Annotated in this window: 2 protein-coding genes; both read right to left on the bottom strand. The window is 45.6% G+C overall.

The annotated features are described in order from the left end of the window. Window positions 1-27: 27 nt before the first annotated feature. On the bottom strand, window positions 28-7662 hold the full coding sequence (locus tag MKY50_RS09365) for a beta-ketoacyl synthase N-terminal-like domain-containing protein (RefSeq protein ID WP_341116541.1): 7635 nt from the start codon (window positions 7660-7662) through the stop codon (window positions 28-30). Between the two features lie 14 nt (window positions 7663-7676). After that, window positions 7677-24143, bottom strand: a complete 16467-nt coding sequence (locus tag MKY50_RS09360) for a non-ribosomal peptide synthetase (protein WP_341117302.1) — start codon at window positions 24141-24143, stop codon at window positions 7677-7679. Window positions 24144-24203: the final 60 nt, after the last annotated feature.

The raw sequence follows: 24203 nt of genomic DNA, 5'->3' as shown, positions 1-24203 counted from the left end.
TTTAAAAGAGGGGGCGTTTGTGTTTTCTCAGCGCTTCACCAATTCATCTGTTTCTTTTTCTTCCCTCGCTTCATGTTTCTTCCGGAAAGCCTTAAGGAAATTCGCATTCACTACTCCCCTGTTTGAATAGAGCTTTTCGCAAAATTCTAACATGGCTGTTGACGCTTTCGGTTCGGTTAATATCATGAAGTGGTTGCTTGAATCGACATCCACCAGGTGGAAATGAGGAATTTGCCGCTCCCATTCCTCCCAATAGGCAGCTTGATCAAACGGTTCTTTTTCATTTGATAAAGTGAAATAAGTGTCTAAATCACCAAAGAAAGACCTGCTTTTGTTGCGGAAATAATAACATTTTACCGTCTCAGGATCAGGGAGAGGCTTAACAGTGTACGACTCCAAATCATAGGCGCGCTGTGTTTTCATCATTTGCTGAGCCTGCGCACGTATTTGCTTATCTGGTTTGTTTAGCCCTCGTTCTTTTGCCAAGTCAATCAACTCAGACAGGAATTCTTCATCCTCTAAGCTTATGTCCACCTCTTCACGGCTGATGAGAACATCCGTAAGCTTTTCCCGTTTCGCAATCGATGCCAGCATCGTATTAATTGTTTGCAACATTGACGTTTTCATAGATGCCTCATTCTCTTTTGTCTCAGAACGATATGGGGAGTCAATCATCACCATGCTTTTGACAGCAAGGCCTTGGCTTTGCAGCTGGCGTGTGACTTCATATGCAATCATCCCGCCTAAGGAATATCCGCCTACATCATAAGGACCTTCAGGCTGTATGGATCGAATGATCTCTATATAATAGGAAGCCATTTGTTCAATTCCGTGCAAAGGAGCAGAATCAGTCATGAATCCTCTGGCTTGAATGCCGTAAAAAGGGCGCTGGCTCTTTTGTGCAAATTGCTGATAGATTTCAACTCCTCCTACTCCGCCATGGAACCAAAAGACAGGGCGCCCCCGCTTGCCGTCATTTAACGGTATTAATTCCGGAAACGTGCGAGCTTGATCATTTTGTAAGGATGTATCCTCCTTTTTCTTTGCGATCAAGTCCATCATGTCCTGAACAGTATGGCATGCTTGAAGCTCCGTCAAGGCAATGAGAGGGTCCACCTTTGATTGCAATTGCTGTAATAACTGTATGCAAGAAATTGAATCAAATCCATACTGCTGCAATGGCTTATGAGGCTGCAGTTCACCCGGAACCATCCCTAGTACATTTGCTAATATGTGATGATCGCTGCTGTTGTTGATACGCTCATCCTGTGAAACAGAAGGCGTATTCTCTACTGCTTGAAAGCCGTTCCAGCAGCTTCTCTTTTCAAATGGATAGGTTGGCAACGGTATTCTGCGGGCACCTTTTCCTTGATAAAGCTTCTCCCATGGGATTTGCACCCCTTTTGTCCAGCAAAACGCGATCTTTTCAAGGTTGTTTTCAGACAACAAAGTCTCGATCACCATTTCTCTTAATGGACCATCCAGCAAGGCTTCGAGATCTGACGAGCCATTTTCTGCATTTCCGCTAAAGACAGGTACAGAACTCTTCGGCTTATCGCCTTTTTCCGCAGCTAAGCAGGCTTGCAAGCCGATTACCAGTTCTTCTTTACTGCGGACGACGAGCGCCAGGCGGTCTTCCATTTCCTCTCGGCCGGTTTGGAGTGTATAAGCATAATCTTGTAATGACAGTTCTTGTTGTTTATTCAGATAGTCAAGCTGCTGTTGAACAATTGCTTTTAGCCTGTCTTGATTCTTTGCAGAAAGAACTACAATGTGGGCACCATTCTCACTCATACTAACCGGTGGTTTTGGTAAAGGAATATATTCTTCTAAAATGACGTGCGCATTTACGCCTCCAAAGCTATAGCTGTTGATACTCGCTCTGCGCGGAATTTTTTTGCCTGCATCGTCACTTAAATCCCTCCATTGCTGATTCTCGGCAGTCACTCGGAAACGGGTGCCCTTTAATGACACCTGGTCATTCAAAGACGAAAATCCGGATATGCCTGGTATTGTTTGATGCTTCATCGCCATGCTGACCTTCATAAGAGCAGCCATGCCTGAGACGAGTTCACCGTGTCCGATGCTCGGCTTTAAGCTGCTGATATAACATGGCGCTTCCTCCCGTACTTCCTGTGGAAGTTCCAATTCGAGCTGACTGCAGCCTGACTTTAACGCCTCTATTTCTATCGCGTCTGCCAATGGAGAGGCGATCCCATGCGCTTCTATATAGGTCACCGTTTTGGGATCAATTTGCGCTCCTTGATAAGCCTTCAGCATTGCATCCTTCATGCCGGCCGGATTTGGCGCGTGAAGTGACATTCCCCTGCCGCCATGCGATACACCTGAACCTTTAATAACCGAATAAATATGATCAGAATCTTCAATGGCTTTTTGCAATGGTTTAATGATGAGAACTCCTGCTCCTTCACTTCTGACAAAGCCATTTGCATCTGCTTGAAAGGATTTGGCCTGTCCTTTCTCACTCAAATAGCCCATTGAGTCGAAGCCAATAAAGCCTTTTGGTGAAAGCAGCAAATTCACAGCCCCGACAATGGCTTGCTCACATTCGCCGTTTCGAATGGATTGTATAGCTCTGTGCAAAGCCACTAGAGCTGAGGAACAGGCAGCTTCATAATATTCACTTGGCCCTTTTACATCAAGTGCATAGGATATACGGTTTGGAATTAGGGAAGGAACCACAGCTGTATCCGTATTGCCGGCTGCGACAAATACTCCTGTCGGGCGGCTGGATAAAACCTGCCCTGTTAAGCCTGCATCTTCCATCGCCTTCCATGCATGTATCAAGAGCAGAAACTCCTGTGGGTCCATATTCGCCGCTTCTTTAGGCGATATGCCAAAAAACAGGGGATCAAACTCACCTATTCCTTCTATAAAACCGCCCCATTGAAGGCTTGATTGCCCTTCCTTATCGGCTGCGGCATATTTGCGCCAGTCCCAGCGTTCTTTCGGCACTTCAGAGACACAGTTCTTTCCTTGGACAAGGTTATCCCAAAATTCCGTTACGCTGTTTGCTTTCGGAAACTGTCCCGACATGCCGATAATGGCTATGCCGTCTGCCGCGTGTTCGATTGTTTTATCCGTGTTCGTCTCGTATGCCGGAATCTGTTTCATTTGGTTTTCGATTTGAGCTGGGCGTTCTTCCTGCTGATGAGCTTCACCAAACAGCTGAGCAAAAGATGCTTCATGTTTGTCCGCAAAAAAGTCGATTAACTCTTGAATAGTCGGATATTCAAAAAACAGAGTCGGATTTAATTCGATCTTTGTCTCTGCTTCCATCTCCCTTGTCAGTGCAACCAATTGAGAAGAATCAATTCCAAAATCCATGATATGCGCTTTTGCAATTGACAATTTTGACGGATCGGCCATGTATACTGCCAGTTTATCTGTTACATAGCTTCTGATACGATCTTTCAGATTGCTGGCTTTGATGGCCTTATTTTGATTTCCTCTTTGATTCGAAATACGAAGCTGTTTAAGCGAGTAGCCCGAGTAGTGCAGCACTGTTTCCGACGACTCATTGACCACATCTACATCAAACAGCAGCATGTCACCTGTATTCTTAACCAATGTAATCAAAAGCCAGCAATCCCCTTTTATCGTTTGCTTTGTAAACTGGATATCATTGATTCCAAACGGCAGGAAGCCGCCTGTCATGTCAAACTGCTCTAAGAAACTGAGGATAGCCAAGTACGCGCTGTTTGTCATCAATGGGCTTACAATGTAATGGTGCCCGTTTGCCAGCCCGCTTTGGGGCAGGCGAATTTTTGCCAGTATAGACTTGTGATCTCTGTAGAGATGAGTAATTGTCTTAAATAACTCTCCCCATTCAGGACCGTTTCCAGTTTTATACATCTGATCGATGTGATGAAGCTTAGTTAATGAATGCTTAACGTTCTCGATATTGACTTTTTTTGGCTCAAAAGAACCGATTCCGCATTGTCCGATTGCGGCAGGCTTCCACAAACCAGAGGACGGCTCGCGATACATGATTTGCAGTTCTATGACTTGATCTTTTTGCAGCGGCTTTGCCTGAAGTTCAATGGTCTCGCCTTGTTTGATGACAATTGGACTGGTATAACTTAATTTGCTGATACGGCCGCTGTTTTCCTCAGGGAACAGGTTAAAAAATGCTTCAATGGCCAGACTGCCATATGTGGCACCGACAAGCACCCGTTCATTGTTGAAGACGTGTCCTTGAACGTAAGGCTCATCATAAGTGAATTGATCTTGAATGACCGGCTGATTGATATTGTCTTCAACATCTGACGATTTCTCATTGATAGACGATACATCGAAATGAAATGGTGTATTATGGTCAAATGCATAGTGAGGCAGATGAACCCAGCCTGATCGGTTCCCTATATCAGCTTCTTTAAAAGCAATCGATGCCCCTTGTGCCCATTGCTCTGCTGCGTTTATTTCTCTATCCCTAGATGCTGATTCCGCACATGGCTGTAAATCGAATGATGTATAGATGCCTTGCTGGAGTGAGCTTTCTCTTGATGTTCGGAACACCTTTAGTTTTTCGATCAGCTCTTGAGTCGAAGTCACTGTAAATGCAGCCCTATGCTCTAAATTATGGTTTCTCCTGTGTAAAGCCTGTACAACGGGTTCAATATCCAGAGAAGCTTCCTTCTCTAAAAACAATTGCATATTTTCTAGATAGCTAAGCAGGCTCCATTTTGTTTTGGCTGAAAAAACGGCAGTGAATTCCTGCTGGCGGGGAGCGATATGTTCTTTCTCAGGAGGCATCTCCATATATTCTTCTATAATAAGATTGGCATAGGCTCCCCCCGCTCCGAAGGAATTGATCATGCTTCTGCGCGGCAATTGTTTTCCAGTTTCAGGATCATTCAAGCGATGCCATGGCTCTGTTTGTTCCTGAAGATAGAAAGCCGTGTGCTCCAGCTTAATATTTGGATTGACAGGCATCGCGTTAATTGTCGGCACCAGCGTCCCTTTCTTCATCTGCAGCAGCACTTTTGTCAGCTGAGAAATACCGGAAGCCGCCTCTAAATGCCCCAGATTGGATTTGACAGAGCCTATCGCACAAAACTGTTTCTTGTTTGTATATTGTTGAAACGCGTTTGTTAAGGCAATTACTTCAATAGGATCGCCCAGCGCCGAACCATTTGCCGCCGATTCAATATAGCCGATAGTCTCTGGATCAATGCCCGACTGCTGAATCGACTTGACAATTAACTTTGCTTGCTGCTTGGGGTCCGGAGCTGTATACATCTGTCTTCCGCCGCTATGGTTGGCAAAACTGCTTTTGATCACAGCGTAAATATGATCCTGATCTTCCATTGCCTTCGAAAGCGGTTTTAACAAGACAGCTCCAATGCCCTCCCCGGGAATAAGCCCGTTTCCTGTGCCAAAACTTTTGCTTTGATTGCCGCTTCCCAGCAGATTGGCACGCTCCAAAGAATCATATTTAGAGAGATCGAGTGTTAAATTGACACCCCCAGCAATCGCCATTGAGCAGTTTTTCAATTTCAGGCTTTCACACGCAAGATGTATGGCGTTTAATGAACTAGAGCATGCTGAGCTGACAGCGATACTCGGTCCGGTCAGGTTAAAAAAGTGGGAAACGCGATTTGCAATGTGCCAGTCTCCCCCATTTGAGCTGAGGACTGCCTGCTCTAAAGATGGGATATTCCAAAAATACTGGTTATACATATTCCCTATAAAAACACCTACTCCGTCATCATCCCGTAATTTATCCAGCCGGGTTCGCGTATAGCCGCCGTCCTCAAACGTTTCCCAGACGGTTTCTAAACATAAACGGAGTTCCGGTGTCATTTCCATCACCCGATTTTGCTCCACCTCAAAAAGCTGATGGTCAAATGCCTCTATATCTTGTAAAAATCCGCCATAGCGTTTCTTATTTGCCGGCTTTTTTGGATCTTTTGATAATGTTTTCAATAAAGATGTGCGCCATCTGGATTCCGGTGCCTCTGTAATACAATTGTCTCCGGCGATTAAATGCCCCCAAAGCTCTTCTAAACTGTTAGACATCGGATAGCGCCCGCTTACCCCGATTATTGCGATATCTTCTGTACTAGAATCATTAAAATGTGTTCCTTGCAAATTACTTGTCTTTTCTATTTTTAGTGGTTCGGTATTTGCTAGCTGAGTTTCCGTGACTTCCTGCTCTGTAACAAAGCGGCGTGTATGAAAAGTAAATGGCTTATTAGGATCTGTACGCTCTGGTTGAAGTGGAGCTTCATTTTTTGCAGGCTTCGTTTTTTCCTTTAACAATGCTGTCCGGAGCTTATTTTCATGCCCCTTTACTAAATATTCGACGAGTTCTTTTGTGTTGTTATGTTCAAATAAAATGGTTTTTGGAAGCTCTCCCGTCACTTTTTCTAATTCACGAATGAAATTCACCTGCAAAATCGAATCAATTCCATACTTCTCAAATGTCGTATCTTCGTGAATACGTTCTGGTGATAGTTTGATTGATTTTGCCAGCGTATGCTTCACAAATTGTGCCGTTTGTTCGATGAGAGAATCGCTTTCATGTGAATGATCGATTTCAGCATTCATTTGTATATGGCTTGGATCTTCTTCTGCCCCCGTTCTCTTCTTTTGACGGACGACTCCGTTACTTTCAGCGGCAATGATCTGCTGGCCGAGCTGATGCGATTGTTCAGCCATAAAGGAAACATAGCGAAATCCTTCACTCTCAAGCACCGTTTTCCAAGTATCCGGATACAGGCCCGGGCAGCCCGGAATGCGGAGATCAGGATCCTCATACAGCCACCAGCCCTCTAAAAGGCCGAACGTCAAATGCGAATATATATTATGATTACTTATTTCATTTAAAAGGAGCAGCCCGTTTTTTTTCAAAACTGCTTTTGCATTTCGCAATGTCTGCCGGATATTTTTTGTGGCATGAAGCACATTTGCCGCGATGACCGCGTCGTAGCCTCCCGCATCAATATGCTGTTCAGACGCCGGCTCCTCGACATTAAATCGTTTATATGTCAAATATGGATTGTCAGGACCATACTTATTTTCTGCATGCATTAAAAAAGCTTTAGACAGATCTGTATAGCAATATTCTTTTATATGTGTCTGCCATGCTTTCAATTTTTGAAAAACAGCCGCGCTTGTCCCGCCGGTCCCGGCTCCGATTTCTAATATTCGAATCTTCGCCTCAGGCTCTTGCTTCAGACGTTCTTGCAGATAGGCTGTTAACGTATCTGCAAGAACATCATTAAAATAGTCTGCGACTTGATTGTTTTTATAGACCCCTTCTACTAAATCCATAGATGAATTCGGAAACAGGATATCGGTGGCTGACGCCTTGCCGGTCAGAATCTCCGGCAAGGCTTTAAGTGCTGTCTCCACCAATGTCACCATGGCTTTCATATTATTGTCTTGAAGCAGGTCAAATTTTTGTTCATTCCATTCTTTCCACAGCTCGCTCATGGTGCCTATTGAGCGTGTTGGAACATGTCCGTTCTCCGTTCGCTTGAGAAATTGATGCCGTTCTAAAATCGATTGGCTTTCTTCAAACCATCTGCCATAGAAATTCTCCAATACCGGCTGGGATTTACTTTCTTTGAAAAACCCTATGGACTGTAATTGTGCGAAAAGCATTTTACAGAGAATGTCTTCTGTGTTCAGCATTGGCGCTTCCCCTCCTATAACAGTTGTTGAATCTTTGTGCTGTCACCCGGGTGATAGCTTCGCAGCTTTTGAATGGCGGAGCCGTGAGTTTCCGGGTACACTTCAATCGTTTCTTCTGTCTGTTCCGCTTCATCATTCGTTTCGTTTGCCATTTTCATCATCACTAGCTGCTTCAGCGGTCCCCCGAGCAGCAATTCCAAAGCTTCCATTGCTTCAGGGGCTTCAATTGAGCCTATGCCTGCCTGAGCCATTCTCTTCTGGTAATCCGGTGATGAAACAACACCAATGCTTCCCCAATAACTCCAATTCATCACGGCCACTGTACAAGGCCATACTTGAGAAAGCCGTTGTGCAAAAGCATCCTTAAAACTGCAGCCCGCAGCGTAGTTGCTTTGTCCGGAAGCTCTTGCAAACGATTGTACGGAAGAGAAAAACAAAACAAAATCCAGTGGTTCATGCCGGAAAACTTGGGCCATTCGCACGCTTACATCAACCTTTGCAGCAAGAACGTTTCTGAAACATTCCTCACTCATATTCATCAGGCTTCGGTCTTGTAAGACAATCGCAGAATGGATGATGCCGTTGATTTCTCGATGCGTTTGTTTCATTGTTTCATACGCTCGTTCTAATTCCTCTCGGTTAGCCGCATCAGCTTGAATGTAATACGGGGCTGGCCCTAGACGCGCAAGTCTGTCCAGCTTGCTTTGAATGGCTGCATCCTTTTTCCTTCTGCCAATCCAAACGATCTGCGCCCGATATGTTCTGATCATATATTCACTCCACGCCTCACCAATACCACCAGCTCCGCCTATGACAACATAAACACCTCCGTGCTTATACTTCGTGTGCACCGGTTGATTGTTGTGTACTGGAATCAAACGAAGCTTATGCCAAATCTTGTTTCGATAGGCCCACGTATTCCCTTCTTGATCGGCAGGCAAGGAAAGGAGTTGAGATAACGGCAAATCTTCGTATTTTTTAACATCGATCAGCTTTGTCTGCCAATTTGGATATTCTTTTGCCATTGAACCGATCAGGCCGTGCACCCCGGCATCGACCGGGTCGACAATATCATGCTGATCAACATATTGTGTATTCACCGTCACGACCGTCCAGCTTATCTCCTTCTGTCCATAGCCTAAAGAAAGCATTGCCTTAATGAGCCTATACATTTGAATGACGCCTTGATCTTGGGCTTCAATCATTTCATCGCCGACTTCGCACTCTGTCACACGAGAAGGAGACATCCACACGATGTGGTCAAACGATCCGAGTGCTTCAAGCTGGCCTGTAATTCTATGAATTGATGCGTTCGGCTCAATGTACAGCTCCTTGGCAAACGGAAACTCCCTTTGAACAGCTTTTCTGCTGTTGTCATCCCCTCCGAGGATGACAACACGCTCATCAGCAGGCGAAATGATCCTCTTCTCCAGCTGCACTCGATCCCATATCGGCGCCATAAGAAGCGCTCCGTTAAGAGTTGCTTTGGAGTTTCCTAGTGATGTCGGCCCGTCTGGCGGTTGTATGCCTTCTTCCAGCAGCCTTGAGGTAATCCCCTTGATTCTTACACACACTCGGCCTTGTTCATCACACAAATCAATATCCAGTCTCTGTATTTTGTCCTCATTAGGACGAGATGTCACAGACACCCACATTTTATTTGTACACGGGCTGAATATTTCTAGCTCTTGCAGCGCAAAAGGCAGAGAAAGCTGCTCGTCACCGGAATTCAGCTTTAGCCCGATCGACGCTTGTAAAGCAGAATCGGCCATACTTGGATGAAGAACGAATTCATTCAGTGTGTGAGTTACACCAGCAGGCAGAGAAAGCTCTGCCAAGGCTTGATTGCGGCCGATGTAAAGCCGATCTATCCCTTGAAAACCAGGTCCGTAGTCAATGCCGATCGCCTTAAACAATTCATAACACTGGTCGTGTGAGAGTGTGCTTAAACTGCATTGATCTTGAAGCACGCTGATATCCTGGACTGGAATGTCTCCTGCCCCACGGATTGAAGCACTGCCTTGACAATGTATCTTTCGATCATTATGTGCAGCCTCTGTATAGACGTTAAAAGCAATCTCGCCGTCCTGCTGGGGATTTAGACTGATATCCACTTGCACAGGCTGGCCGTCCGCCACAATCGGCTGCACCCACACAACATTTTTGATGTGAATAACAGATTGTTGATCTTCGGTTCTTCTCACTGCTCTTGTAACGGCAGCATGAACCATCTCAAGATATGCCACGCCCGGCATAACCGGTTTTCCCTTCACCTTATGATCGGCGAAAAAGAACTCAGCACCTGTAAAGGCCGAGCTGAAACGCTGCTCTGACAAATCAGATGTGTTGACATGTATCAATGGATGCAAAGCTGCTGATTCGACTGTTTTTAAAGCTGTTTGATGGGCGGCTGCCTCCTCTTTCGTATCCGTTATCCAGTAGCGTTCTTTCGCAAATGGATAGGTAGGGAGGCTTATGCGTTTCGGCTGTTTGCCGTCATACAGTTTACTCCAGCCTATTTCCATGCCTTTTACCCATAAATCAAGCAGTCTTTCATATATGTGAGGCTCCCAGCTATTGTTGAGCGTTTTCTGTACTTCGTCATCTGATCTCAATGTTTGTGCGATACCTTTTTCTGCTCTGCCTCTGTACATGTACTTCGCATTGGTGCCCCCTTCTATAAAGAGGTTCAGTTTTTCCAGCAAGTCCCCAGTCGAGACAGCGATGATCCCTAATCTCTCCTCCATTGCATCACGCCCCTCTTGGAGTGTATAAGCAATATCAGTGAGGTCACGAGCAGTGATAGATCGCTTGCTGATAAAGTCTGCTAATTCACGGGCTTGGTCTTTCAGACGATCTTCATCCTTTGCCGACAAAATAAAGATGCCCGGGTGCTGTGCTGTCACAGCTGATGCTGTTGCAGGATGGGTTGTTTCTTTCGGAATATATTCCTCAATGACCACGTGGGCATTGACGCCGCCTATCCCGAACGAACTGATGCCTGCGCGGCGCGGCAGCTCTCGGCCGGCTTCATCCCGAAGCGCCTGCCACTCTCTCGATTCCTGCACAATATAAAACGGGCTGTCATCCAGTCTGATATATGGATTAACAGTTTCACTGTACAGACTTTTGACAAGCGTTTTATGCTTGAGCTGCAATAACACTTTAATGACACCCGCCACACCGGCCGCAAGCGATAAGTGACCGATGTTTGTTTTCGCTGATCCAAGTCCGCAATGGCTGCCATGAACAGCCGGGTCCCCCGTTTTTTCATACAGCTCTTTAAATGCCGCTTTTAAGCCGTTGATTTCTACTGGATCGCCCAGCTCGGTTCCAGTCCCATGCGCTTCAATATAAGTTACGGTTCTTGGATCAATTCCCGCTTTTTCATATGCTGTTTTTACGACATCCGCCTGAGCTTTCGGATTAGGAGTCGTTAGAGAATTTGCGCGGCCACCGTGGTTTACCGCACTTCCTTTAATGACACCGTAAATATGATCACCGTCTCGTTCAGCCGCTGTCAGCTTTTTCAGAAAGAGAATGCCGGCACCTTCACTGACTGCGAATCCATCGGCTTTGTCAGAAAATGTTTTGCATCTTCCTTCTTTGCTCAGCGCCCCGGCCTTATCATAGGCGATATGGCCTTGCGGAGTTACGACCGTGTTGACCCCTCCCGCAATCGCCATTTCACAGTTTCCATTTTCAATGGCGCAAACCGCATGATGAATGGCGACCAAAGAGCTTGAGCACGCAGTGTCGATCGGTTCACTCGGCCCATGAATGTTCAGGAAATAACTGACTCTATTCGGTCCTGCAGAAGGACTCATATTCGCAGCCGCTGAGCCTTCGATGTCTACATTTGACAGAAGTGAACTGTACCCTGTGTTTCCTGTCCCGATGAAGATGCCCGTTTTAGTTCCTGCCAGGCTTCTCGCTGAGTGTCCCGCTTCTTCTACCGCCTTCCACGCATAGGTCATTAACAGGCGCTGCTGAGGCTCCATCTGCTCAGCCTCCAGCGGAGATATGCCGAAGAACAATGGATCAAAGTCAGCTACTTCATCAATAAAACCGCCCCATTTGACGTTTGTTTTATTCGCTTCTTTCAGAGGGTCTCCGTAATACTCCTGCCAATCCCAGCGGTCTTTTGGAACCTCTGTAATACAATCTGTGCCCGATGACAGGTTCTTCCAATATTCCTCGACGTCCTTCGCCTTTGGGAAAACGCCGCTCATCCCAACAATCGCAATAGGCTCAGGCTTGTGATCAGCTTCCTTTTGCATTGGTGTTACCGAAGGTTTTACAAAGCGGTTTTCAGTCGAAAATCTCATATTTTTTATATTCTGTTCGACAGGCTGCATCGGCACCTCAGCTTTGGCAGGCGTTTGAGCTGTAAAAGCATTTGGATATTCTTCTGACAGATACCCTGCAAATGCATAAACAGTTGCGTGCTCAAAGAAGATCGTAGGCGTAAGATCCAGCTTGTACTTCTCATTCAGTGTATTTGCGAATTCAGTTAACGTAATCGAATCAAATCCATATTGATTAAACTCCATGTCCTGGTCAATCTCTTCAGGTTTGATTTTGAGCAATTGAGAGATTGTTTGCTTTAAAACTTCTTGAATGTGGTCGAACATATTTCCTTGATCCATTCTTGCTTCAGATGTCACCGGTACTTGCACTGTTTTCATTGGTACATCATCAGAAGACGGCTTTTGAGTCAGCTTTTCCCTCATCATGTCTTTGATTCCTTCCATGACGATGACTTGATCTTTGCCAAATGCCAAACCTTTATACAGCGCTTGAATGCCGGTCTCGGTCCGCATTGGAGTCACACCTGTGTTTTTCAACGTCATGTTTTCAATTTCTTTATTCGCGCGCATGCCGCCTTCTTTCCAGAGCGGCCAATTGATTGACAACGTTTGTCCGTGCCTATACATGGCGGTTACAAGCGCATTTCGATAAGCAGCATAACTGTCCATAAATGCATTAGCCATTGCATAATCGGCCTGTCCCGCGCTGCCGGCAACACTTGATATTGAAGAAAAGAGGATAAAGAAATCTAACGCAAGATGCTCGGTTGCCTCATCCACATTCACAAGCCCTTTCACCTTAGGAGCGAGAACTTGTGTCAGCTCTTCATTGGTTTTGCTCATAAGATAGTTATCTTTAATCAGCCCAGCGCTGTGAATGACACCATTCAAGTCTTCGTAATCAGACGTAATGCTTGTGATAAGCTCGGAGGCTGCTTCCGTTTGTGTCACGTCAACCTGCCTGTATTCTGCGCGAGCCCCTAATTGCTGAAGTTCGTTAAGCTCCGCCTGCTGATCCGCATTCAACGCGGATCTGCCTGTCAGAATGAGCACAGGCTGTTCGGCTTGGCGAGCAATCTCTTTTGCAAAAATAAACCCAAGTCCTCCTGCGCCGCCCGTGATGAGGTAAACACCTTTATCTCTCCACGGCATGCTTATTTCCCGATCATCTATTTGCATTTCATCCAGATCATTGATGTACCGTTTGCCTTTTTCATATTTGATGTGCTGATCTTCTGTGTGCCTTTTATTCTCTTTCAGTTTTTCTATTACACTTTCAATATTTTCATGTGAATCGATTTCAATCGTCTGGCCGATTAGTTTTTTATTCTCCAGGCCGGCGGTTTTAAGGAGCGCCGATAGCCCTGAGAATGAGTACTGCTTTCTTTGTGCAGAGGTAAGCAGCTGGATCAGAACATTGCCCTGAGGTCTGCTTTTGAGAAGACCCTGGACCGTCTCAAGCGCTTGTTCGGCATAATCTTGGAACCTCTCTGCAAGTCCTTCGCGGAATGACTCCAAAACGATGCATTCCGCTCCTGTCAATCTTGATTCAATGCGATCTTTTGAGAGGCCATTCATGTCGCAAAGCATGACAATGTGCCGTTCGTAATGAGGCTCAGGACTTTCTTTTTTAAAATCCTTAGGCACCCATTTTTCTTCAAACATCAGGGTTTCCAGCGTTTGATCAGATTCCGCCGATCCAGAGCCGCCTTCCGCTGCTCTGAAAGATAATCCTTTCATCCGTACGCAAACATTGCCGCTCTCATCTAAAATATCAATATCGCGCTTTTGCACCTTATCAGTTGCCTTGCTGCCTTGGCTGTATCTTGCGTATACCCACATTTCTGACGAACATGCTCCGAAGACTTCAAGCTCCTGGACCGCAAAAGGCAGTGTCAGCTGGTTATCCCCGGCGCCTGTCAAAATGCTTGACGCCTGCAAAGCAGAATCCATCAGCCCAGGGTGCATTTTGTATTGGCTGAGCGTATCTGCAGCTGACGGATGCAATGACAATTTTGCCAAAACAAATTGTTCAGCTGTATAGATTTTTTTCACTCCGCGATAAGCAGGACCATATTCAAATCCAATCATTCGATAGGTGTCGTATACTTCGTTTACGCTGAAATGGCTTTCCTGACACTGCTCCCGCAGAGATTGCAAATCAACCGCCGGCAGATTTTCAGCAGGATTCAATACCGCGCTGCCTTGACTGTAGACGATTGACTGTTCGCCAGTAACGTCTGAATGACCATAGATTTCATAAGAGATCTCACCATTTTCCCCCGGTAAAAGCCTAATGTGTACTTGTTGCGGCTGATCCTCTACAACAATAGGCCGCACCCACACCGCGTTCTTTAGCTTCATGGTGCGCGGTACACCTTGTACCTCTGCGGCCTGCTCAACAGCTGCCCGCGCCAATTCAAGATGAGCCACTCCCGGCAAAATTCGTTGGCCTTTCACAACATGATCAGCAAGGAAAAACTCTTCTCCCGTATAAATAGAGCTAAACCTTTGTTCCGAGAGATTCGATGTGTTTTGATGCATTAATGGATGCAGCACGGCTCCGCCAAGGCGGGAGGCTGCTTGATTTGCAACAATGCTGCTGCTTTTTTCAATATGATCAGAGATCCAATAACGGTCTTTTGCGAAAGGATACGTGGGCAAGCTGATGCGCTTTGGCAGATTCTCGCCATACAATTTCGTCCAGTCTACATCAAGCCCCTTTACCCATAATTCAAGCAATTTTGCATACTTTCCCCGTTCCATCCATTTCTCGACAGCTTCTTGAATCTCTTCGTCCTCTGTAAGCATTTGGAGTGTGCCTTTATCAATCCTGCCTTTAAATACATCCTCCACACCGCTTTTCTCCGCTGCAAAGTCTTTTAACTTTTGCTGTACATCCTCAATGGAACCGGAAATAATCCCGAGACGTTCTTCCATCGCATCCCGTCCGGCTTGCAGTGTATAAGCGATTCGGGCGAGATTTACGTCACTATATGTTTGCTTATCAAGCGCATCTGCCAGCTGCTGTGCATGTTCTTTTAGCCGCGCTTCATTTTTAGCCGATAAAACGAAGATACCCGGATGTTCCGGCGTGATGGATGGTATATTCTCATCGGATGCTTCCGGAATATATTCCTCGATAATCACGTGGGCGTTTACCCCGCCGATTCCAAATGAACTGACACCTGCCCGGCGAGGAAGCTCTTCTCCCCGTTCATTTTTCAGCGCTTTCCATTCTTCCGTTTCCCGTACAATATAGAACGGACTGTTTTTCAGCTGAATGTATGGATTCACGGTTTCGCAATGCAGACTTTTCACTAAGGTTTTATGCTTAAGCTGCAATAATATTTTAATAACTCCTGCTGCACCGGCTGCCAGCGATAAGTGGCCGATGTTTGTCTTTACAGACCCTAATCCGCAGTAAGGATTGGCTGATGTGTCTCCTTCATTTACACCCAATGCTTTAAAAGCTGATTTCAAACCGTTAATTTCAACCGGGTCTCCAAGCTCCGTCCCGGTTCCGTGGGCTTCAATGTAGGTCACGGTTTTCGGATCGATTCCCGCTTTTTGATATGCCGACTGAATAACATCTGCCTGTGCCTTCGGATTGGGAGTCGTTAAAGAGGCTGCACGGCCGCCGTGATTGATTGCACTGCCTTTTATGACTCCGTAAATGTGGTCTCCCGCTTCTTCAGCCGCTTTTAATTTTTTCAGGAACAGTATGCCGGCACCTTCCCCATGCGCAAAACCATCGGCTTGATTTGAAAACGTCTTGCATTTTCCTTCTTTGCTCAGTGCTCCCGCCTTATCAAAGCTGATATACACCTCAGGAAGGATAATCGTATTTACACCGCCGGCTAATGCCATGTCACAAGTGCCTTCCTCAATTGAAGAGATGGCATGGTGGATCGCCACTAGTGAACTTGAGCACGCTGTATCAATCGGTTCGCTCGGCCCGTGCAGATTAAGGAAATAACTGACCCGGTTCGGACCGACCGATGGGCTCGTATTGGCTGCCGCTGATCCTTCTATTGCCGAGTTCGCTTTAGATAGAAGAGAGCTGTATCCTGTATTTCCCGTTCCGATGAAGACGCCGGTCTTTGTGCCTGACAACCTTTTCGCCGAATATCCTGCATCTTCGATCGCTTTCCAGGCGTAAGTCAGCAGTAAGCGCTGCTGAGGTTCCATTTGTTCAGCTTCACGCGGGGAAATGCCAAAGAATAATGGATCAAAATCTGCAATACCGTCAATAAAACCGCCCCATTTCACGTTCGTTTTATTGACTTCCTTCGCCGGATCACCTTCATATTCACGCCAATCCCAGCGATCTTTCGGGATTTCCGTCATGCAGTCTTTGCCCTCTTTTAAGATGTTCCAGTACGCCTCAACGTCTTTCGCCATAGGGAAAATACCGCTTATGCCCACAATGGCAATTGGCTCAGGCCCAGCATCACTCTGTATGGCGTTTGGCAGCATGACTTGCTGCTTTCTGCGTCTTTTAGCTTTGGCACGCACGGCTTGTTCCTGTTTCGCGGCAGGCTGAATCTGAGCCGATACAGCGCGCACAGCAAATGTCTTCGCAAATACCGATTGATATTCTTCTGACAAATGCTTGCCAAACGCATGAATCGTCGGGTGGTCAAAAAATACGGTTGGCGTCAGCTCTAACTGATAGGCGCGATTGATATGGTTGGTGAATTCAGTCATGGAGATAGAATCAAAACCATACACCGTCATCTCGGCATGATCATCAATCGTTTCAAGCTTGACCTTTAACAGCTTGGCGATCTCTCGCTTTAACATCGCCTTTACTTTATCCAGCAAACTGTCTGTATCAATGCTATTTATTTGTTCAGTCATGTGTTCTGCTTCCTTCTTTTCCATAGGTGCTGAGGCGTTTTTGGCCAGCATGTTTTGTTTTATTTTCTGCACATCGCCTTCGATCACCATTACTTGGTTTGCTTCTGAATGAAGTGCTTGATATAATGCCTGAATTCCTTTTTCTGCCCTCATAGGAACAATACCGGCAAGTTGCACAAGCCTTTTCTCAGTTTCTTGATCGACCTGCATGCCTCCATCTCTCCATAAAGGCCAGTTTACAGAAAGCGTCTTCCCATGCCGCTGGCTGAGGTCGGCAAGCCTATTTCGATAGCCTGCATACATATCCATAAATACATTGGCTGCCGCATAGTCAGACTGGCCAATGCTCCCTAAACTTCCTGAAAGAGATGAAAAGAGAATAAAGAAGTCTAAAGGCAAATCCTTGCTCGCTTCGTCTAGATAAACAAGCCCTTTTACTTTAGGCGCCAGTACATCGTGCAGATCTTTTACCTGTTTATTAACCAGGTAGCTGTCCTTGATGATTCCGGCACTATGAAGAATACCGTTCAGACGGCCATATCTTTTTTGAATGTCGTCAATGAGCTGATAGACTTCAATTTTATTGGTAACATCTGTTTGCCGGTAGGTGATGTCAGCCCCCTTGCTATGAAGCTCTTTCAGCTTTTTGCTTTTGCTTTCGCTAAGAGGTGAGCGGCCCGCCAGAATGACTGTCGCATTTTTCGTTTGTTCCGCAATTTCCTTTGCAAAAATATGACCTAGTCCGCCGGCACCTCCTGTAATGAGATAAACGCCATTGTCTTTCCACAGTTTGCTGCCGTCTCCTTTTGCCTGTTTGATTTCACGCCAATCAGCAATATACCGTGTCCCGTTTTGATATTTGACATATGAATCGCTGCTCATTTGATTTTCTAACAGTTTGCCAGCAATGCTTTCTCCACTTTCTTCACTGCTGACTTCAATCATTTGGCCGGTTAGTTTGGCATTTTCCTGACAAGCTGTTTTCAGCAGTCCTGTCAACCCTGAAAACAATTGCTGTTCTCCCTCGGCAGAGGTCACGATCTGAACGAGAATGCCGTCTTTCGGTTTCGTACGAATGATCTCTTGTACCTTTTTAAACACTTGTTCTGTATAAGAATGGAAACGCCCATCTACTGAAGAAGGCCTTGCTTCCAGGCTGTATACATGGACATCCTCGATGGCTGCTTCAATTTGTTTTCTCGTCTCATGATCATATTCACATAGGAATACGAGATGCTCTGCATATTTTTTTGCAGCTAAGCTGTTAGCAGCCTTTTGTTCTTGCCAAACGGGCTGAAGCAATAAAGTTTCAGCGTTGATTTTTGATGGTTCGGTTTGTATATCTGCCTCCATCACTCTCGTCGAAAATCCTTTCAGCCGCACACAGATCATGCCATGCTCATCACATAGGTGAATATCGACTTTCTGTATCAAATCTCCTGGTTTGTTTTTCGAGTTGAATTGAACATAAACCCACATGTCAGAAACGCACTGACGAAAAACCTCAAGTTCCTCCAGTGCAAATGGCAGTGCTGCCTTAAAGTCTTCAGTGTCTGAAAGTTCCGCTCTGACGACATTTTGCAAATATTCAGCCGCCTGTAACGCCCCGTCCATTACACTTGGATGAAGAACATAATCGCCCAACGTATGTGCAACAGATTCTGGCAGTGATAATTTGGCAAGCAGCTGGCCGTCGCCTTTATATACGGCCTCTACACTCTTGTAACCTGGACCGTAATCGGCGCCGATCATCCCTTCATAAAACGAGGCAGCATCCATTTTGCTTTGATCACATTGTTTCTTGATCTTAGAAAGATCCAGTGCTTTTTCTCGCTTTAACTGAATCAATTCCGCTTTACCTTGGTTATATACAACTGGTTCTGCATCAGCGGATTCCGGCTCGCCATACATCCGATAAGCAATATGTCCGCCATCTTCATCGTAAAGTCCGATATTTACCTGAACCGGCTCACTTCCTGCTACAACCGGGCGAACCCACACGACATTTTTCAGCCTGATTCCAGTTTCATGATCCTCCAATCCGCCAATTCCTTGTTCTATAGCGGCTCTTGCCATTTCAAGCGTGACCGCCGCCGGCAAAATCGCCATGCCTTTAATGATATGCTCGGCAATAAAATACTCTTGTCCTGTGAAAATGGAGCTGAAACGCTGCTCTGACAGAACCGATGTATTATGGTGCACCAAAGGATGCAAACGAGATGGTTCAATTGTTGTGATAGCGCCGGTGCTGCTTTCAGGCCAGTATCGTTCTTCGGCAAAAGGGTATGTCGGCAAGCTGATGCGGCGTGGCTTTATATTTGGATAGAGCCTGCGCCATTCAACGTGAAAGCCATTTGCCCACATCTCGGCAAGCTTTCTCAATTCTTCTTTTGATATCCGCGATGAAGCCATATCATCTGCTTCAGCATTTCCAAACAGCTGTTCAGCGGATGTCATTCTCGTTTTTTCTCCTTGAATACAGCCTTCTGCGAGCGGCTTTCCAGTCACAAAAGCTTCCAGCTGATGTTTCCACTCTTCCAGATCGTTCACTATAAAAACGATCCTGTTATCCATTGCTTCACGGCCGACTTGGAAGGTATATGCAATATCTCTTAAAGAGAAATGCCTTTGCTCGTCTTGACTGATATAGGACAGCATTTCCTTCGCGTATACTTGGAGCCGTTCACTATTTTTAGCTGATATAGGAATGATGTAAGGCTGATTGCCTTCGTTTTCGGTACCTGCATCAGAAATGTTTTCATATTGCTCAAATATTGCATGGGCGTTAGTTCCGCCAAGGCCGAATGAGCTCAGAGCCGCCCGATGGACACCTGCGTGTTTCTCTAACGATTTTCGTTCACGGACAACATAAAAAGGAGAGCTTTCAAACTTTATATCCGGATTCGGCTCCGTACAGTTGATGGTCGGTGCAAGTTCATTATGGTATAAACTCATCGCAACTTTAATGCATCCGGCTAACCCCGCAGCTGTATCCAAATGGCCGATATTCGTTTTCACTGAACCAATTCCGCAAAATTGTGTTTTGTCGGTGTATTGCTTGTACACTTTATTTAGCGCAGACATTTCAATAGGATCGCCTAATTTCGTTCCCGTACCGTGTGCTTCAATATAACTGACCGTTTCAGGATGGATCTTGGTTGTATCCAATACATGCTGTATCACTTCTGTTTGGCCTTTTACACTTGGCGCATAGAAGCCGGCTTTTTCTGCCCCATCATTATTGATGCCTATTCCGCGCATAATCGCATAAATATGGTCTCCGTCTTTTACGGCATCCACAGCTTTTTTCAGCAGGATGACCGCTACGCCTTCGCCCCCGGCCATTCCGTCCGCCGAAGCATCGAACGCCTTTACATGCCCGTCGCTTGAAAAATTCAACCCGTTTTGGTGCACGTAGCCGATCGCTGATTGTGCGTGCAATGTTGCGCCTCCGACAAGCGCATATTGTGATTCGCCCGATGTCAGGCTTTTGTATGCTTGATATAAACCGACTAGTGATGAAGAACAGTTAGAATGAACAAAATAGCTTGGCCCTTTTAATCCGAGCTTATGTGAGATCATTGTGGGAATGGTTCCGCTTTGGGCTAAAACCCATGAGACATAGCCATCCGGTGATTCATGTCCTTCTGTTGTCTCCTTCGGCAATAACGTTCTATATGAATTGCTGCTTGCAGACATATATACACTTGTTGCCGGAATCTCCTTAGCCACATATCCTGCATCTTCAATCGCTTTCCAGGAGTGCAGCAATAAGAGGCGGAGCTGAGGGTCCATATACTCAGCATCTTTTGGCGAGATTTGAAAGAAACCGGGATCGAATAAGTCTTTCCCTTCGATCACAGATTGCACAGGCACATAGTCAGGATGCTGTATCAATTCTTCGGGAACTCCATTTGCGCGAAGCTCTTCTTCAGAAAAGAATCGTATGCTTTCTTTGCCTTCTTTGATGTGGTTCCAGAAGTCATGATGATTTTTCGCACCCGGGAACTGGCAAGATATCCCCACAATCGCAACACTGTCATCAAAATAAGGGGGAATCTTCTGTTCTAGGTGTTTTCTATCTTTTTTGATATCATAATGATCTTCATTTTGTGTCCCGGCTAGATCTGAGTTTTTCATCTCCAAAATATATTCACTGATTGCACGGATCGTGGAAAACTCAAACAGCTCAGTAACATGAAACTCACAATCGAATTCTTTTTTGATTCGTTCAGCCACAGCTACAGCCAGAAGCGAATCGCCGCCCGCATCGAAAAACCCGTCTTCCGGCCCAAATCCGCTGACCTTGAGCGTTTCCTCCCAAATACGCAGCACCTGATCCTCTATTTCCGTTAATTGCAAGTGATTTGGTTTCCTTCTGTTGAACACGATCTCGCGTTTTTCTAATTCTTTACGGTTCACTTTTCCGCTGGGCGATAATGGAAGCTCATCTAAGCGGATAAAGTGTGAAGGTATCATATATTCGGGCAGACTCGATTTTAGATGAAGGCGCAAATCTTTTGGATTGGCAGAGGCATGTCCGCTTTCCTCTGTATAATAAGCAGCGAGCTGTTGATGGCCCTCAAGCTGCTTCACCACTACCGCCTGATCTAAAATGCCCGGAAATTCACCGAGCTTTGTTTCTATTGCGCCCAGCTCGACGCGAAAACCGCGTATTTTGACTTGGCTGTCAATCCGTCCCAAGTATTCTATGTTGCCGTCAGGAAGCCACCTTGCTGAATCACCCGATTTATATAGCTTCGTCCCTGATTCAAAGGGATTATCAATAAATTTTTCAGCCGTAAGCCCCGGCTTTTTAAAGTAGCCTCTTGCTAAGCCGGCTCCAGCGATGCAAAGCTCACCTGGCTTTCCGATCGGGACAGGCTTCAAATGCTGGTCCACAATATAAATTTTCGTGTTGGAAACAGGCTTTCCAATCGGTGTATGGTGACTTGCGATATCTCCTTTTCCGCATCCGAAATACGCAGCGTAAATGGAGGCTTCCGTCGGTCCGTATATATTTTCAACACGGCAGTTTGTAAAGAGCGATACCGCCTTTTTCACTAATTCTTTAGGGAAGGCTTCACCTGCAACCATCATATACTTCAGCGGACCGTCCTCTGTGAATCGCTTGTTGTCTTTCGCCATTTCTAAAAAAACATGCAGCATGGCCGGCACAAAATTAATGTGAGTCACTTTATATGTTTCAATATAATCCATGCAAAGCTGCGGTGATTTCTCCCCATTAGGCGGAAGAATCACTAGACGGCCATCTCCAATAAACCATCCGAATAATTCTGAGATCGATACATCAAACACATAGTTCGTCTTCAATAAATATGCATCCTCAGCCGTTACAGGATAGTGAGATTCAAGAAAATTCAGGGTATTCATAATGCTCCGATGCTCTACCATAACCCCTTTAGGCTCTCCAGTGCTTCCCGATGTATAAATAATATAAGCGAGGTGTTCCGGTTTTACTTCCCGCTTTAAACCGCTGCTTTGCTGGTCTGTATAACCGTTTCGGCAAGCTAACTCGATATTGATCGCTTTTACACGGCTGCCAGTTAATCCGCTGATCCTATCATGAACGTTAGGTTGGGTGAGGACAATGGATGCCTGACTGTCTTTGAGCATGTACTTTAATCGTTCTTGCGGAAAACTTGGATCTAACGGCACATACGCTCCGCCAGCTTTCAGTATTCCTAAAATTCCGATGATCATATCAAACGAACGCTCTGCACAAATGCCAACGGGCTGTTCAGGTCTAACACCCTGATGTTGAAGGTAGACTGCCACAGATGTGCTTTTTTCATCTACTTCTTTATATGTAAGTGATCTGTCTTCAAACATCACAGCAACCGCATCGGGGGTTTGTTTCGCTTTTTCCTCAAACACCTCATGTATACACTTGTCATTTGCGATGTTTGTCCCTGTCGCATTCCATTGTTCCACCAAATTAGTTTGTTCTTGATTTAATCGCAAAGAGTAGGCTTCAAGCGGCAAAGACGGGTCCTCCATCATGTGCTGCGCGAGCTTCATATAGTTCTCCATCATGCTTTCAATGGAGGACAGTTCATACAAATCAGGGTTGTACAGAAGATGAAGCACTGTTTCATTTTCTTGCTCATATATTTCGAGCGCCAGCTCAAATTCACCCTCTTGCCGAATGTCTTCAATATATTCGATGCCAAGCGTTTGATACGGTTCGAGCACTTTTTGCAAGCCTGTTGCTTGAAAAAAGTTTTGGTACAGAAAAGCTGTTTGAAAAACCGGAGAATCCGCGGCCGAGCGGTCTACATTCAGCTCTCTTACCAATGCAGGGAACGGAAACGCCGCATGATCCAGGCCGTCAGCCACTGTCAGCTGCAGTTCCCGAATAAATGCTGTTAATGGCTGAGATCCGATATTCTTGCTCCGAACAGCCATCATATTGATAAAATAACCGATTAGGGTTTCAAATCTGTCTTCTTGCCGACCCATTGTCGGAACGCCAACAATGATATCCTTTTGTTTTGTATAATGATGCAGCAACACTTTGTAAATGGAGAGAAACACAACCGATTCATTCACATGATTGGTGCGGGCAAACGATTTAATTTGATTGCTCAGGTGATGAGGGAGCAAGCTTTTATAAGCTTGCCCCTTGAATTTTCGTGCTGAAGACCGCGGACGGTCAGCAGGCAAATCAAGAACTGGCAGACTCCCAGACAACTGTTCTTTCCAGTAAGCGAGATGCTCTTCCCCTTCTCTGCCAGTCAGCATCCGTTTTTCCCAATCGACAAAATCGTAATAATCAGCTGTTAATGGCTGCTGCAAGGGCTCAATCCCATTCAGCAATTGTTGATACGCTTCGAATAGCGCCGATATCAATGTCAGCATCGACACACCATCAAATATGATATGGTGAATTGTTATAAGAACAATGCATTCTTCTAACCGATGAAAAAGGTGTGTGCGCCATAACGGACCAGCATCCAACTGGAAAGGTTCTTTTGCTTTTTCTTTTAGAAAAGGAAAGATATCTGCTGATTTCATTGCTGATATATTCTCTTCCACAAAATAAAGATCCTTTGATAACTGAACCGATTGAAATGGAATGCCATTTTCTTCTTGAATCACACTGGCTAAGACCGGATATTGTCTCTGTACAAACAGAAGGGCTTTCCTGAACGTCTCTGCATGTATTGGTTTGCTGAAGCGAAAGCATAAAGGAATGTTATATGCACTCATCCCAGGAGACATTTTTTGAAGCATCCACAGCCCTTTTTGCCCTTCTGAAAGCGGGCTTTTCAACTGCTGCTTCATGCCTTTAAGATGTTCTTCCACCTCAGAAATGGTTAATTCTCCTGATCTGAAGGCATCGAG

This window comes from Bacillus sp. FSL R7-0685 (assembly GCF_038002425.1).
Classification (GTDB): domain Bacteria; phylum Bacillota; class Bacilli; order Bacillales; family Bacillaceae; genus Bacillus; species Bacillus subtilis.
This window is presented reverse-complemented; position numbering and strand designations above follow the sequence as displayed.

Coding starts and splice junctions, on each gene's coding strand:
- MKY50_RS09365 (WP_341116541.1), bottom strand. CDS start 7,662: ATGCTGAACACAGAAGACATTCTCTGTAAAATGCTTTTCGCACAATTA.
- MKY50_RS09360 (WP_341117302.1), bottom strand. CDS start 24,143: ATGAAGCAGCAGTTGAAAAGCCCGCTTTCAGAAGGGCAAAAAGGGCTG.